Annotated in this window: 18 protein-coding genes; 17 read left to right on the forward strand and 1 reads right to left on the reverse strand. The window is 64.2% G+C overall.

Annotated elements, in window-relative coordinates:
* Positions 1–18 precede the first annotated feature (18 nt).
* The 4 genes from tadA to R3280_RS00320 are packed head-to-tail and all read left to right on the forward strand — an operon-like array spanning position 19 to position 3,338.
* Positions 19–516, forward strand: a complete 498-nt coding sequence (tadA, locus tag R3280_RS00305; protein WP_318996567.1) for a tRNA adenosine(34) deaminase TadA — start codon at positions 19–21, stop codon at positions 514–516.
* A 9-nt stretch (positions 517–525) separates the two neighbouring features.
* On the forward strand, positions 526–1,521 hold the full coding sequence (gene galE, locus R3280_RS00310; protein ID WP_318996568.1) for a UDP-glucose 4-epimerase GalE: 996 nt from the start codon (positions 526–528) through the stop codon (positions 1,519–1,521).
* A gap of 48 nt (positions 1,522–1,569) precedes the next feature.
* Entirely contained in the window at positions 1,570–2,916 is a 1,347-nt protein-coding gene (locus R3280_RS00315; RefSeq protein ID WP_318996569.1) for a UDP-glucose/GDP-mannose dehydrogenase family protein, read from the forward strand.
* On the forward strand, positions 2,913–3,338 hold the full coding sequence (locus R3280_RS00320; protein WP_318996570.1) for an HIT family protein: 426 nt from the start codon (positions 2,913–2,915) through the stop codon (positions 3,336–3,338). Before R3280_RS00315 ends, R3280_RS00320 begins: the two co-directional genes overlap by 4 nt.
* Here R3280_RS00320 and fabR read toward each other — a convergent pair.
* Entirely contained in the window at positions 3,322–3,966 is a 645-nt protein-coding gene (fabR, locus tag R3280_RS00325) for an HTH-type transcriptional repressor FabR (RefSeq protein ID WP_318996571.1), read from the reverse strand. The genes R3280_RS00320 and fabR overlap by 17 nt on opposite strands.
* A 205-nt stretch (positions 3,967–4,171) precedes the next feature.
* Between fabR and R3280_RS00330 the strand changes: the two genes are divergently transcribed.
* The 13 genes from R3280_RS00330 to ybgF all read left to right on the forward strand — a co-directional run bounded on the left by R3280_RS00330 (position 4,172) and on the right by ybgF (position 14,962).
* Positions 4,172–4,417, forward strand: a complete 246-nt coding sequence (locus R3280_RS00330) for a zinc ribbon domain-containing protein (RefSeq protein WP_318996572.1) — start codon at positions 4,172–4,174, stop codon at positions 4,415–4,417.
* Between the two features lie 38 nt (positions 4,418–4,455).
* A complete protein-coding gene (gene aspS / locus R3280_RS00335) occupies positions 4,456–6,285 on the forward strand; it encodes an aspartate--tRNA ligase (protein ID WP_318996573.1) in 1,830 nt (609 codons plus the stop codon).
* A gap of 35 nt (positions 6,286–6,320) precedes the next feature.
* Positions 6,321–7,055: a YebC/PmpR family DNA-binding transcriptional regulator gene (locus tag R3280_RS00340; protein ID WP_318996574.1), complete on the forward strand. Its 735-nt coding sequence runs from the start codon at positions 6,321–6,323 to the stop codon at positions 7,053–7,055.
* Positions 7,056–7,085: 30 nt separating this feature from the next.
* Positions 7,086–7,610 carry a crossover junction endodeoxyribonuclease RuvC gene (gene ruvC, locus R3280_RS00345; RefSeq protein WP_318996575.1) on the forward strand — a complete coding sequence of 175 codons (525 nt, stop codon included), beginning with the start codon at positions 7,086–7,088 and terminating at the stop codon, positions 7,608–7,610.
* 68 nt (positions 7,611–7,678) lie between these two features.
* Positions 7,679–8,299: a Holliday junction branch migration protein RuvA gene (ruvA, locus tag R3280_RS00350; protein ID WP_318996576.1), complete on the forward strand. Its 621-nt coding sequence runs from the start codon at positions 7,679–7,681 to the stop codon at positions 8,297–8,299.
* Between the two features lie 172 nt (positions 8,300–8,471).
* Positions 8,472–9,503: a Holliday junction branch migration DNA helicase RuvB gene (gene ruvB / locus R3280_RS00355; RefSeq protein ID WP_318996577.1), complete on the forward strand. Its 1,032-nt coding sequence runs from the start codon at positions 8,472–8,474 to the stop codon at positions 9,501–9,503.
* Positions 9,493–9,921, forward strand: a complete 429-nt coding sequence (gene ybgC, locus R3280_RS00360; RefSeq protein ID WP_318996578.1) for a tol-pal system-associated acyl-CoA thioesterase — start codon at positions 9,493–9,495, stop codon at positions 9,919–9,921. The genes ruvB and ybgC overlap by 11 nt, the downstream gene beginning before the upstream one ends.
* 34 nt (positions 9,922–9,955) lie before the next feature.
* Positions 9,956–10,651, forward strand: a complete 696-nt coding sequence (gene tolQ / locus R3280_RS00365; protein ID WP_318996579.1) for a protein TolQ — start codon at positions 9,956–9,958, stop codon at positions 10,649–10,651.
* 51 nt (positions 10,652–10,702) lie between these two features.
* Positions 10,703–11,140 (forward strand): protein TolR, encoded by a 438-nt coding sequence (tolR, locus tag R3280_RS00370; protein WP_318996580.1) that lies wholly within the window; start codon positions 10,703–10,705, stop codon positions 11,138–11,140.
* 13 nt (positions 11,141–11,153) lie between these two features.
* The gene (tolA, locus tag R3280_RS00375; RefSeq protein WP_318996581.1) at positions 11,154–12,179 is read left to right on the forward strand and encodes a cell envelope integrity protein TolA; all 1,026 of its coding nucleotides are present in this window, start codon (positions 11,154–11,156) and stop codon (positions 12,177–12,179) included.
* Between the two features lie 113 nt (positions 12,180–12,292).
* Positions 12,293–13,558, forward strand: a complete 1,266-nt coding sequence (gene tolB / locus R3280_RS00380; protein ID WP_318996582.1) for a Tol-Pal system beta propeller repeat protein TolB — start codon at positions 12,293–12,295, stop codon at positions 13,556–13,558.
* Positions 13,559–13,615: 57 nt separating this feature from the next.
* Complete coding sequence (gene pal, locus R3280_RS00385) at positions 13,616–14,185, forward strand: peptidoglycan-associated lipoprotein Pal (RefSeq protein ID WP_318996583.1); 570 nt, start codon at positions 13,616–13,618, stop codon at positions 14,183–14,185.
* A 45-nt stretch (positions 14,186–14,230) separates the two neighbouring features.
* Positions 14,231–14,962: a tol-pal system protein YbgF gene (gene ybgF, locus R3280_RS00390; protein WP_413468720.1), complete on the forward strand. Its 732-nt coding sequence runs from the start codon at positions 14,231–14,233 to the stop codon at positions 14,960–14,962.
* Positions 14,963–15,000: the final 38 nt, after the last annotated feature.

Below are 15,000 nucleotides of genomic sequence, written 5' to 3' on the forward strand. Positions count from 1 at the left end.
CACGGGAGCTGACGGCCCATGCAGGAGGCGGACGACGAGTTCTGGATGCAGCGGGCGCTGACGCTGGCCCGTTCGGCGGCGGCGGCTGACGAGGTGCCGGTGGGTGCCGTGGTGGTGCTGGATGGCCGCGAGGTGGGGGCAGGGTTCAACGCCCCCATCAGCCAGTGCGACCCCACCGCCCATGCCGAGATCCGGGCTCTGCGGGACGCCGCGCGCCGTGTCGGCAACTACCGCCTGCCGGGTGCCACCCTCTATGTCACCCTTGAGCCCTGCACCATGTGTGTCGGCGCGCTGGTGCACAGCCGGGTGTCGCGACTGGTGTTCGGTGCCACCGAACCCAAGGCCGGGGCGGTGGTCTCCACCCGCCGCACGCTGGAGGACAGCGCCCTCAACTGGCGGGTTGCGGTGACGCAGGGGGTACTGTCATCATCCTGCAGTGAGCTTCTATCAGAGTTCTTTGTTCGTCGGCGGGCCCAGATCAAGGCCCACCGCCGGTCTTCGTCAGGGAAGGATTGAGGATCCAGCATGAAAGTACTCGTCACCGGCGGTGCCGGCTATATCGGCAGTCACGTGGTGCGCCAGCTCGGGGCCGCGGGCCACGACATCGTGGTGTTCGACAACCTGTCCACCGGTTATCGATGGGCGGTCACCTGCGGCGAGCTGGTGGTGGGGGACCTGGCCGACGAGGCCGCCATCGAGGCAGTGTTCAGCAAGCACCAGTTTGACGCGGTGCTGCATTTCGCCGCCAACATCGTGGTGCCGGAATCAGTGGTCAATCCCCTCAAGTATTACGGAAATAACACCCGCAACACACTGAATCTTCTGGCTGCAGTCAGTCGCTACGATGTGCCCTACCTGGTGTTCTCCTCCACCGCCGCGGTCTACGGCATGCCCGATGAAACCGTGCTCACCGAGGACATGGCGCTGGCGCCCATCAACCCCTACGGCGCGTCCAAGATGATGAGCGAACGCATGATCATGGACCTGGCGGCCACCTCGGCCCTCAATTATGTGATCCTGCGCTATTTCAACGTGGCCGGAGCCAACCCTGAAGGTCTGCTGGGTCAGGCCACGCCGGAAGCCACCCACCTGATCAAGGTGGCCTGTGAGTGCGCCACCGGGGTCAGGGAAGGGATGAGCGTGTTTGGCACCGACTATGGCACCCGCGACGGCACCTGTGTGCGGGACTACATTCACGTGGAAGACCTGGCCAAGGCCCATGTGATGGCGCTGGATTACATGGCCAACGGCGGCGAGTCCCGGGTGCTGAACTGCGGTTACGGCCGCGGGTTCACGGTTCGGGAGGTGATCGAGGTGGTCAAGCGCCTGTCCGGCGTGGATTTCCCGGTCACCGAAACCGCCCGCCGGGCGGGCGACCCGGAGGCGCTGATGGCAGACAACAGCCGCATCACCCGGGTACTGGGCTGGCAGCCGGACTACGACAACCTGGATACCATCGTCGCCACCGCGCTGAACTGGGAAAAGAGCTGGCAGCAGCGCCAAGCCGACGGCGTCTCCTGACGGCAAGCGCACAGGAAAGTTTTTTAACATGAGATTGGGAATCAACGGATGAAAATCAGCATTTTTGGCACCGGCTACGTCGGCCTGGTCACCGGCGCGTGTCTGGCGGATGTGGGCCACGATGTACTCTGCATGGACGTGGACCGAAACAAGATTGAACGGCTCGAGAACGGCCAGATCCCCATCTACGAGCCGGGCCTGGAAGCCATCGTCAGCCACAATGTCGAGGCCGGCCGGCTGCGTTTCAGCACCGACACGGAGGCTGCGGTCCAGCACGGTGTGCTCCAGTTCATTGCCGTCGGCACACCGCCGGATGAGGACGGCTCCGCGGATCTTCAGTACGTCACCGCCGTGGCCCGCGCCATTGGCCAGTACATGAACGAGTACAAGGTGATCGTGGACAAGTCCACGGTGCCGGTGGGCACTGGTGATCTGGTCCAGGCCGCGGCCCGGGCTGCCCTGGACGCCCGCGGGCTGGAGCTGGACTTCGACGTGGTGTCCAACCCCGAGTTCCTGAAGGAAGGCGCCGCTGTCGACGACTTCATGAAGCCGGATCGCATCGTGGTGGGCGCGGAAAGCGAGCGCCCCAAGGAGCTGCTGCGGGAAGTCTACTACCCCTTCAACCGCAACCATGACCGCATGATCTTCATGGACCGGCGCTCGGCGGAGCTCACCAAATACGCCGCCAACGCCATGTTGGCCACCAAGATCAGCTTCATGAACGAGATCGCCAACCTGGCGGAACGGCTGGGGGCGGATGTGGAGGCAGTGCGCCGGGGCATAGGGTCGGACCCCCGCATCGGCTACCACTTCATCTACCCCGGCTGTGGCTACGGCGGCTCCTGTTTTCCCAAGGACGTCACCGCGCTGTCTCGGACCGCGCGGGACTGTGACTACGAGTCCCGCCTGCTGAACGCGGTGGAAGCGGTCAACGCCGCCCAAAAGCATGTGCTGTTCGACAAGCTCAGCCACTACTTCCAGGGCGACCTGGCCGGCAAGACCGTGGCCCTCTGGGGCCTGGCCTTCAAACCCAATACCGACGACATGCGGGAGGCCTCGTCCCGCACCCTGATGGAAGACCTCTGGAAAGCCGGCGCCCGGGTACAGGCTTTTGACCCGGAGGCCATGGAGGAGACCCAGCGCATCTACCCTGATGAGGACAAACTGCAGCTGTGCGGCACCAAGGAGCAGGCTCTCAAGGGGGCGGATGCCCTGGTGATCTGCACCGAGTGGAAGGAGTTCCGGTCACCGGACTTCAACGCCATCAAGACGGCGCTCAGCGAGCCGGTGATCTTTGATGGCCGTAACCTTTACGAGCCGTCAATCCTGGCCCGCTACGGTCTGGTCTATTACGCCATTGGCCGCGGCCGCAACCAGTTCCAGGCGGCGGTGTGAGCCCCTTCACCCTGCACCCCAAGCTGGCGGCGGACACCGTCAGCCTGGGCAGCTCGGCGCTGTGTGAGGTTAGGCTGATGAACGACAGCACCTGGCCCTGGGTGCTGCTGGTGCCCCGCCGGAACGGCGTCCGGGAAATCTACCAGCTCTCCGAAGCCGACCAGCTGCAGTTGCTGCGGGAGTCCTCGGCGCTGGGGCAGGGGCTGATGGAGACCTTCAGGGGCGACAAGCTGAATGTGGCGGCGCTGGGCAACATGGTGCCGCAACTGCATCTCCACCACATTGTCCGGTTCGAGGGGGACCCGGCCTGGCCGGGGCCTGTGTGGGGCAGGCAGCCGCCGGTGGCCTACGGCGATGCCGAGCTGGCGGAGCGCGTCGAGCGCCTGGCGCCAGTGCTTGAGGCGGTCAAAGCGGTGGGCTGACCCGGTCCGGGCTATCGCTCTGGGCCGCCAGGGTCTGGGAGCCCACCAGAATCATCCGCAGTTCCAGCTTGAGTTTGGTCTTGAGCACTTCCCGCTCCCGCGGGGTGGCATCCAGGGCCTCGGCGCCGTGGTTGAACACCAGGGTCACCATGGCTTCGGCCACCAGCCGGGCGTCGTACAGCGGCTTGTCCTGTTCCACCGCAAAACGCTTGAGGTCATCCGCCAGTTCGGTCACAAAGTGGTCGATTTCCGCCTGGATGGCATTGCGGAACATCTTCGAGACGCCGGTCCGCTCCCGCAGCAGCAGCCGGAACAGGTTGGCGTTGTTACCCAGGTACTCCATGAAGGTTTCCACGGAGGTGTTGATGGCGCTGCCGTTGCGGGCAATGCGCTTGCGGGCCTGGCGCATGAGCTGGCGCAGGGCCACGCCGCCTTCGTCCACCAGGGCAAGGCCCAGTTCGTCCAGCTCGGCAAAATGCCGGTAGAAGGAGGTGGGGGCGATGCCGGCTTCCCGTGCTACTTCCCGCAGGCTCAGGCTGCTGAAACCCCGGTCGGCACTGAGCTGGGCCAGGGCGGCGTCCATCAGGGCGCGACGGGTTTTCAGTTTCTGCTCGGCTCGGGCTGACAAGGCACTTCTCCGGCGGAGGGACGGGTTGGGGCGGCCATTCTAACCTTCTGGCGCCGGACCGTCACGAATATAGCAGAGACCCTGATTTTGCGGTGGATTGTGTTTATAATGGTGCGCTTTTCAGCGGGCCCCGTTACCGGTGGTATCCGATGATATGAGCAGGGCTGGTAGCAGCCGGTGTTGGTTATGTTGTGGGGTATCCAGAATGCCGATTTATGAATACGTTTGTGACGCCTGTGGTTTTGAGAAGGACGTGATCCAGAGCATGAGCGACGTGCCTCTGAAGGACTGTCCCTCCTGTCAGCAAGCTTCCTTCAGGAAGCGCATTTCGGCGGCCGGTTTCAGGCTGGCGGGCACCGGCTGGTACGAGACCGACTTCAAGACCGGCACCAAGAAAAACCTGGTGGACAAGGGCGGCTCAAAGACGCCGTCGGAATCAGCGGCCAGCTGACACACACTTTTACGCACACAGAAACAACGGGAATGGGTATGCGCAGTCACTATTGCGGTGGAATCAACGAGTCTCACATCGACCAGGACGTCACACTCTGCGGCTGGGTCCATCGCCGCCGGGATCATGGTGGTGTGATCTTCCTCGACCTGCGCGACCGGGACGGCATGTCCCAGGTGGTGTTCGACCCGGACACCCCGGAGAGCTTCCAGCTCGCGGAGAAGGTCCGCAGCGAGTACGTGATCCAGGTCACCGGCCGGGTCCGCCGCCGGCCCGCCGGCACCGAGAACGCCAACATGGCCACCGGCCAGGTGGAAGTGCTGGGCACCGCGCTGACCATCCTCAACGCCGCCGCCACACCGCCATTCCCGCTGGACGAGCATGTCGACGTGGGCGAGGACGTGCGCCTGCGCTACCGCTTCGTGGACCTGCGCCGCCCGGAAATGCTGAACCGTCTGCGGTTCCGCTCCCGGGTCACCAGCTATGTCCGCAACTTCCTGGACCGCAACGAGTTCATGGATGTGGAAACCCCCATCCTGACCCGCGCCACCCCGGAAGGCGCGCGGGATTACCTGGTGCCGAGCCGCACCCACGAAGGCTCCTTTTTCGCGCTGCCCCAGTCGCCCCAGCTTTTCAAACAGCTGCTGATGGTGTCTGGGGTGGACCGCTATTACCAGATCGCCAAGTGCTTCCGGGACGAGGACCTGCGGGCCGACCGCCAGCCAGAGTTCACCCAGGTGGACATCGAGGCCTCGTTCGTGGACGAGAACACCCTGATGGAGCTCACCGAGACCATGGTGCGGGAGCTGTTCCGCGACGTGCTCAAGGTGGCGCTGCCGGAGTTCCCGCGCATGCCGTATTCCGAGGCCATGCGCCGCTACGGCAGCGACAAGCCCGATCTGCGCATTCCGCTGGAGCTGATCGACGTGGCGGACCTGGTGGAAGCGGTGGACTTCAAGGTCTTCGCGGGCCCGGCCAAGGACCCCAAGGGCCGCGTAGCGGCGCTGCGTGTTCCCAAGGGCGGTGAACTGACCCGCAAGCAGATCGACGACTACACCAAGTTCGTGGGCATCTACGGCGCCAAGGGCCTGGCCTACATCAAGGTCAATGACCTGAGCAAGGGCGTGGAAGGCCTGCAGTCCCCCATCATCAAGTTCCTGGGTGACGAGGTGGCCCTGGCCATCATCGAGCGTGTTGCCGCCGAAGACGGCGACCTGGTGTTCTTCGGCGCCGACAAGACCTCCGTGGTCAACGAGGCCCTGGGCGCCCTGCGCATCAAGGTGGGCCACGACCTGGACATGCTCACCACAGAGTGGGCGCCCATGTGGGTGGTGGACTTCCCCATGTTCGAGGAAGTCGGCGACGGCAGCCTGCACGCCATCCACCATCCGTTCACCGCGCCGTCCTGCACGCCGGAGGAGCTGTTGGCGTCGCCGGATACCGCGCTGTCCCGGGCCTATGACATGGTCCTCAATGGCACCGAGCTGGGTGGCGGCTCCATCCGTATCCACGACGAGTCCATGCAGCAGACCGTGTTCCGGGTGTTGGGCATCGATGAGGAGGAGGCCCGCGCCAAGTTCGGCTTCCTGCTGGATGCCCTCAAGTTCGGTGCCCCGCCACATGGCGGCCTGGCCTTTGGCCTGGACCGGCTGATCATGCTGATGACCGGTGCCACCTCCATCCGGGACGTGATTGCCTTCCCGAAAACCCAGAGCGCCACCTGTCTGATGACCCAGGCGCCGGGTACGGTGGACGAGAAGCAGCTGCGGGAGCTGCACATCCGTCTGCGCAAGCAGCCGCACCCCACCGCTGGTGGCAACATCACCTCTGATGGCACCATGAAAGTGGATCAGGGCGACCAGAGCTGAGTCGCCCGAACTGATTGCGAGGTAATCCAGTCGTTATGGCCGGACACAGCAAATGGGCCAATATCAAGCACCGCAAAGCGGCCCAGGATGCCAAGAAAGGCAAGATCTTCACCAAGATGATTCGCGAGCTGACGGTGGCGGCGCGCCAGGGTGGTGGTAACCCCGCCGACAACCCGCGCCTGCGCACCGCCATGGACAAGGCGCTCACTGCGAACATGAAGAAGGACACCATCGAGCGCGCCATCGAGCGGGGCGCCGGTGGCGGTGACGACACCACTTACGAGGAGCTGACCTACGAGGGTTACGGTCCGGGCGGTGTCGCCATCTATGTCGAGGCCATGACCGACAACCGCAACCGCACCGTGGCCGACATCCGCCATGCCTTCAACAAGCAGGGCGGCAATCTGGGCACCGACGGCTCGGTGGCCTACCTGTTCAGCAAGCAGGGCGTGCTGTCCTACAGCCCGGATGTGGACGAGGATGCCCTCATGGAGGCGGCCCTGGAAGCCGGCGCCGAGGATGTCGCAGAGCAGGAGGATGGCTCCTACGAGATTGTCACCACGCCTGAGCAGTTCCTGGACGTCAAGGAGTCGCTGGTGCAGTCCGGGCTGACGCCGGACAATGCCGAGGTCACCATGGTGCCGTCCACCTATGCCCGCGTGGAGGGCGAGATGGCTGAACAGGTGACCAGGCTGCTGGATATGCTGGAGGATCTGGACGACGTCCAGAACGTCTGGTCCAACGCCGATATTGCCCGCACTGACGATTAGGCCGGTGCCCGCGCGTGTCAAGGAGGCCTCGTGGCCATAATCCTGGGGGTCGACCCCGGTTCCCGCATTACCGGCTACGGCATCATCCGCTGCGAAGGCCGCCACACCGAATACCTGGACAGCGGCTGCATCCGGGTGGGGGAGAAGGCCATGGCGGAGCGTCTGCAGACCATCTTTCATAGCCTGGCCACCCTGATCGGCGAATACCGCCCTGATCATTTCGCCATCGAGCAGGTCTTCATGGCACGCAATCCGGATTCCGCCCTCAAGCTCGGCCAGGCCCGGGGAGCGGCCATTGTCAGTGCGGCTAATAGCGGCCTGGCGGTGCACGAATACTCGGCCCGACAGGTCAAGCAGGCAGTGGTGGGCAAGGGGGGCGCCGACAAGGCCCAGGTCCAGCACATGGTGCAGGCGATCCTGAAGCTTTCACGCAAGCCACAGGAGGACGCCGCCGATGCCCTCGCCATCGCGCTCTGCCATGCCCACATGAGCCAGAGCATTGAGCGCCTGTCCGCCGGCGGCAAGGTTCGCGGCGGCCGGGTCCGGGCCCAGTAATCGCGGTGCCGGGCGCCACCGGCCAGGCCACATAGGCTTCACGGGCTATATAGAAAGGAGAGAGCCCCTTGATTGGACGAATTTGCGGCACCCTGATCGAAAAGGCCCCGGGCCGGACCCTGGTGGAGAGCGCCGGCCTGGGTTACGAAGTTGATATTCCCTACACCACCTTCTTTCATTTGCCCGACATCGGCCAGGAAGTGCTGCTCCATACCCATCTTTCCATCCGGGAGGACGCCCATCACCTCTATGGCTTCCATGCCCGGCTGGACCGGGACCTGTTCCGGCTGCTGATCAAGGTCAATGGGGTCGGCCCCAAGCTGGCGCTGGGCATTCTCTCCGGCCTGGATGCACAGCAGTTCTTCCGCTGTGTCGAAGCCCGGGATGCCAACGCCCTGGTGAAGCTGCCTGGAGTCGGCAAGAAGACCGCCGAGCGCCTGCTGATCGAGATGGCGGACCGCATCGGCCAGCTGGAAGGGGAGTTTGTCCCGAGTGCCACGGGCGGCACCCGGATCGAGGCCGCCGCACCGGCAACCCACCGGCCGGTGGACGAAGCCGAGGCGGCCCTGATCGCCCTGGGCTACAAGCCCCAGGAAGCCACCCGGGCGGTCAACCGGGTGGCGGAAGAGGGCATGAGCCGGGAAGAGCTGATCCGCCTGGCCCTGAAGAACATGATTCCCACCGCCTGACCAATTCCCCGCAGGCCCCGGTTTCCGGGGCCCGGCGCCGACCGAACCTGTCTGGAGCGTAACGTGACAGTCAAATGGCGCCTTGTACAATGTGCGGCGTTTTAGTAAACAGTTGTTGGTCCAGAACCCACTTTGCGACGTTTTATGCGGTACGCCTGCAACGAGCACTTCCATGATTGAATCCGATCGCCTGATCTCGGCCCAGCCCGGCCACTACGAAGAGGTCCAGGACCGGGCCATACGCCCCACGCTGCTGGCGGAATACGTCGGCCAGCCGGCGGTGCGCGAACAGATGGACATCTTCATCTCCGCCGCCCGGGGCCGTGAGGAAGCGCTCGACCATACCTTGATCTTTGGCCCGCCGGGCCTGGGCAAGACCACCCTGGCCAACATCATTGCCAACGAGATGGGCGTGGCCATCAAGACCACCTCCGGGCCGGTGCTGGAGAAGGCCGGTGACCTGGCCGCCATGCTCACCAACCTGGAGTCCGGCGATGTGCTCTTCATCGACGAGATCCACCGCCTCAGCGCTGCTGTGGAAGAAGTGCTCTATCCGGCGATGGAGGACTACCAGCTCGATATCATGATCGGCGAGGGGCCGGCCGCACGCTCCATCAAGCTGGACCTGCCGCCGTTTACCCTGGTGGGCGCCACCACCCGCGCCGGGCTGCTGACCTCGCCGCTGCGGGACCGCTTCGGCATCGTCCAGCGTCTGGAGTTCTACAATACCCAGGATCTGACACATATCATCCTGCGTTCGGCAAAGCTGTCCGGCGTGTCCATCGAGGAGGCTGGCGCCTTCGAGATCGCCCGCCGCTCCCGCGGCACGCCCCGTATTGCCAACCGCCTGTTGCGGCGGGTGAGGGATTTTGCCGAAGTGCGGGCCGACGGCGTGATCAGCGAGTCCATTGCCGACCAGGCCCTCAACATGCTGAAGGTGGATGGCCAGGGTTTTGACCACATGGACCGCCGCCTGCTGCTGGCCATGATCGAGAAATTCGACGGCGGGCCGGTGGGCGTGGAAAGCCTGGCGGCCGCCATCAGCGAAGAACGTGGCACCATCGAGGATGTGCTGGAGCCCTTCCTGATCCAGCAGGGCTATATGGTCCGGACACCGCGGGGGCGTATGGTGACCTCCCATGCCTACCTGCATTTTGGTGTCACGCCGCCAGGGGGTAAACAGGAGGATATGCTTGACGGATAACCAGGCAGCCGGCAGCCGCTTCGAGCTGCCGATCCGGGTCTACATCGAGGACACCGACGCCGGCGGCATCGTCTTTCATGCCAAGTACCTGCATTACATGGAGCGGGCCCGTACCGAGTACGTTCGCCACCATGGCATTGCCTTGCGGGCCGGCCTGGCTGACAACATCAGTTACGTGGTGCAGCGGCTGTCCATCCACTATGCCGCCGCCGCCCGGCTGGACGACCGCCTGTCGGTCAGCGCCGAGCTGGTGGCCTGCGGCCGGGTCTGGATGGAGTTCGACCAGAAGGTGACCCGGGCAGAGGACGGCGTAATGCTGGCCGAGGCGCGGGTAAAGGTGGCCTGCGTGGCGCTGGATAGCGGCCGGCCACGACGAATACCCGACAGTATCCGCAGCCTGGTGGACCAGGACCAATAACCCGGGGAACCCCTAAAACAGTCAGGAGTGAAAGGTGGATTCAGAACTTTCAGTATGGTACCTCATCGCCAATGCCGGTCTGCTGGTACAGCTTGTGATGCTGCTGCTGGTAGGCGCGTCGGTCATGTCCTGGGCCCTGATCTTCCAGCGCTACCAGGTGTTCCGCAAGGCCAAGCAGGCCCAGCTCGCGTTCGAGGAGCGGTTCTGGTCCGGCATGGACCTGGGCCAGCTCTACCGGGACGTGAATGCCAACCCGACGCCTTTCTCCGGTATGGAGGCGGTGTTCCGCGCCGGCTTCAAGGAGTTCTCCCGGCTGCGCCAGCAGAGCCGTGACGCCGACGCGGTGATGGACGGTGCCCAGCGGGCCATGCGGGTGGCGTTTTCCCGGGAACAGGAGCGGCTGGAGCAGCACCTGCCGTTCCTGGCCACGGTCGGTTCCACCAGTCCCTATGTGGGTCTGTTCGGTACCGTGTGGGGCATCATGAACTCGTTCCGTGGCCTGGCCCAGACCCAGCAGGCCACCCTGGCCACCGTGGCTCCCGGTATTTCCGAGGCGCTGATCGCCACCGCCATGGGCCTGTTTGCCGCCATTCCCGCGGTCATCGCCTACAACCGTTTTTCCACCACCTCCGATGCCCTGCTGAAGAGCTACGAGACCTTCGCCGAGGAGTTCTCCAGCATTCTGCACCGGCGGGTGTATCACAGTGAAAAAGCCACCACGTCAGCCTGAGGCGGCTGGCACCACCGAACGATGGGGAGTTGACCCGTGAAAGGAATGGGAATGATGCCCGCGACCCGGCGCAAGCCGATGTCGGAAATCAATGTGGTGCCCTACATCGACGTCATGCTGGTGCTGCTGGTGATTTTCATGGTCACGGCGCCCATGCTGACCCAGGGCGTGAAGGTGGACCTGCCGGACACCACGGCCGATCCGATCCAGACCCAGAAAGAGGTGGCACCGGTGATCGTGTCGGTGGACACCAACGGCGCCTATTTCCTGGAAGTGGGGGACAAGGGCAGTGACCCCATGTCGCTGCCGGAGATCCGTGACCAGGTGGCGAAGGTCCTGGCCGGCCGTCCGGATGGCGAAGTGCTGGTTCGTGGCGATGAGTACGTGGATTACGGGGTTGTGGTTCGGCTCATGTCGACCCTGCAGAGTGCCGGCGCCACCTCGGTGGGCCTGATTACCGAAGATACCAGTCCGCCGGATGCCCGGTGAAGGTAGAGACTCAGTGAAAGACCAGGAGCGCGAAATCATCAGTACCGGAGTGCCAGCGTGGAAATCGCCCATGGCGCTGTCGGTGCTGCTACACGCGCTGATCGTGGTGATGGCGGTGGTGGGTGTAAGCTGGAGCTCCCCGGAGGAGCATGTGGTGCCGCCAAGCATCACTGCCACGCTGGTCAACGACCGGCCCCAGCCGCCGGCACCGGAACCCGAGCCTGAGCCGCAGCCGGCTCCGCCGCAACCGGAGCCAAAGCCGAAGCCGGACCCGGAGAAGGAGCGGCGCCAGCAGGAAGCCGAACGCAAGGCTGCCGAGGAAAAGGCCCGTCAGGCTGAGCTGGAAAAACAGCGCAAGCAAGAAGAGCAGAAACGCCGCGAGGCAGAGGCTGAAAAGCAGCGCCAGGCCGAGGCCGCCAAACAGCGGGCGGCGGAAGAGGCCCGCAAGAAGGCCGAGGCGGAAGCCAAGGCCCGGGCGAAGGCAAAGGCCGAGGAACAGGAGCGCCTGGCGGCAGAGCGCAAGGCCGCCGAGGAGCAGCGCCGTCGCGAGGAAGAGGCCCGCCGGGAGCGTGAGCGCCAGGAACAGGCCCGCCGGGAAGCGGAGCAGAAGCGTAAGGAAGCCGAGCGCCGGCTCAAGGAGCAGCAGCTCCAGGCCCTGGCGCAGCAGGCCCGGCAGGAACAGCAGGCCGAAACCCAGCGTCAGGCCCAGGCGGCCGCCGCCAAGGCCCGGGAAGCGGAAATGCTGACCGAACGGGAGAAGTACCTGGGTCTGATCCGGGACCGCCTGTCCCAGGCCTGGTATCCGCCGCCATCGGCCACCGAACAGATGACCGCCCGGCTGCAGATCACACTGCTGCCCACCGGGGAACTGGCATCCGTGCAGCTGGTCAGCAGTAGTGGCAACACCGCCTTTGACAATTCGGCGCTGAGCGCGGTGCGCAGTGTCGGCCGGTTCCCGGTGCCGGACAGCCGGGACACCTTCGAGAAGTATTTCCGGCAGTTCACCACCGAATTCAATCCGCAGAGCATGAACAAATAACAGTGAGCAGGCCAATGATACAGACGGCGTTTGCACAGTTCGCAGAGACAGTAACCTTTGCCTGCCGCCGGTCCGGAGCGGCAATAAAAGCCCGTGGCTGCCGGTTGACAGCGATGCTGGCGCTGCTCGCGCTGGCGCTGCCGGCGCAATCCGAACTGCTGATCCGCATTACCGAGGGTGCGGATTCGGCCATTCCCATAGCGGTGGTGCCCTTCGCCAAGTCCGGTACCGTGCCGGGGGAGGACGACATCAGCCAGATTGTCCGTGACGACCTGGCCATGAGTGGCGAGTTCAAGACCCTGCCGCCGGAACGCATGCTGAGCCTGCCATCCCGGGGTGAAAACGTGTTCTACCGGGACTGGAACATGCTGGGCCAGCGTTACCTGCTGGTGGGCGAGACCAGCCGCCAGGGTGACAACCTGACCACCCGGTTCGAGCTGTTCGACGTCAATCGCCAGCAGCGCATCCTGGGGGAGACGGCCAACGCCCCGGTCAGCAACCCGCGCGCCCTGGGCCACTACATCAGCGACAAGGTCTACGAGGCCATTACCGGCATCCGCGGTGCGTTTTCTACCCGTCTGGCGTACGTCACCATGGAGAACGCCGGCGGCTCGCCGCTGTACAAGCTCCAGGTCAGTGACGTGGATGGCAAGCGCGCCAGCGTCCGGCTGGAGAGCCGCGAGCCCATCCTGTCGCCAGCCTGGTCGCCGGACGCCCGGAGCCTTGCCTATGTGTCCTTCGAGACCGGCCGGCCCGCCATCTATACCCATGAGCTGGCCACCGGCCAGCGCAGCCGGCTGGCGGCCTTTCCGGGCCTGAATTCGGCTCCGGCCTGGTCGCCGGATGGCCGCTCCATGCTGATGACCCTGTCCAAGGACGGCAACGCCGAAATCTACCGCATGGACATCGCAACGCGTGCCCTCAAGCGCATGACCAACCACTGGTCCATCGACACCGAGCCCAACTGGCATCCGGATGGCAAAGGCTTCCTGTTCACCTCCGATCGCTCCGGCGGCCCGCAGATCTACCGCATGGAGGCGGACGGCGGCGAGGCCCGGCGCCTGACCTTTGGCAGCCGCTACAACGCCCGGCCCCGATTCGGCCCGGATGCCAAGTACATGTACTACGTACACCAGAGGGATAGCTCGTGGCACATTGCGCGGATGAATCTTGATAACGGTGAGGAAACGGTCCTCACCCGTACGAAACTGGATGAGTCGCCCAGTGTCGCCCCCAACGGGCGCATGCTGATCTATGCGACTCAGCAGGGTGGTCAAAGCGTGCTGACGGTTATTTCAGCCGACGGTGGCGCCAACTACACCCTGCCGGCGGCAAGTGGTGACGTCAGGGATCCGGCCTGGTCACCATTCGTGCGCTGACAGACATGGCGCAGAACGGAAGTTAACAACCCACATTGATCGAGAAGGAAGTTTTTGATGATGGTTTCCATGCAGAACAAAGCATTTGCCCTGGTGCTGACCCTGGGTCTGGTTGCCGGCTGTAGCTCCACCGGTGACACCATGTCCGAAGACGGCTACGGCTCCGATGTCTCCGCCGTTGATCAGGAAGGCGGCAGCACTGTGTATGGTGGTGGCCAGAATGGTGGCGTTTCCGGCCAGGGCCTGACCGACGAGGAACGCATGGCTGCCCAGCAGCAAGCCGAGCAGGCCGCGCTGCGTGACATCACCACCTTCTACTTCGACTTCGACACCGCCGAGATCAAGTCCGAGTCCCGCGACGTACTGGTAGCCCACGCCCGTTATCTGGCCGCCAACCCGTCCCAGGAAGTACGCCTGGAAGGTCACGCCGACGAGCGTGGTACCAAGGAATACAACCTGGCCCTGGGCGAGCGTCGCGCCAATGCCGTGGCCCGCTTCCTGGTGGTCAATGGCGCTTCTCGTGACCAGATCGAAACGGTAAGCTATGGCGAAGAGAAGCCTGCCGTCATGGGTTCCGGCGAAAGCGTCTGGGCCCAGAACCGTCGGGTGGAAATGATCTTCCGCTAACAGGCGGATCTCCAGCCAACAGGAATCCCCATGAGAAAATGCCTCATGGCGGCAGTCGCACTATCGCTCTGCGGTAGTGCGCTGGCGCAGCAATCGACCCCCGCGTTCCAGACCAACCAGTCCGAGGCCCAGCGCAAAGCGTCGGGAAGCCAGGCCAACGCCGAGCTGTTCTTTATGATTGAGCAGTTGCAGGGTGAGGTCCGCCGTCTCCAGGGCGAGGTGGAGGAACAGCGGTACCAGCTCAATCGTCTGGCCGAGCAGTCCAAGGAGCGCTACATCGACCTGGACCAGCGGCTCCTCGATGTGCGCAAGCAGGTGGAATCACAGCCCGAGCCGGAACCGGCCCAGACCGCCGCGGCAGAGGCCGCCGCCAAACCGGAGCCCAAGCAATACCGTGAGCCGTCCGAGCAGGAGCGCCAGGCCTACCAGGCGATCCAGAAGCTGATCCATGAAGACAAGAATTACGACGCCGCTATTGACGCCCTCTACGAATTCATTTCAGAGTATCCTGAAGGGGACCTGACAGTGAACGCCTATTACTGGCTCGGTGAGGTCTACCTGGTCAAGCCGCAGCTTGAGCAGGCCAAGCAGGCGTTCACCATTGTTGCCACCCGTTACCCGGACCACCGCAAAGCCGCGGATGCCGCCTACAAGCTGGGCATCACCTACGATCGTCTCAACGACAAGGACAAGGCCCGGCAACAGATGCGTTCGGTGGTGGAGGATTACGCCGGTACCAAGGCAGCGGAACTGGCCCAGGCCTATCTGGCGTCCTGATGCCGGTCTGACCGGAGTGGTTAAATAATCCATCGGAA

It is taken from the genome of Marinobacter sp. (assembly GCF_033722195.1).
Lineage (GTDB): Bacteria > Pseudomonadota > Gammaproteobacteria > Pseudomonadales > Oleiphilaceae > Marinobacter.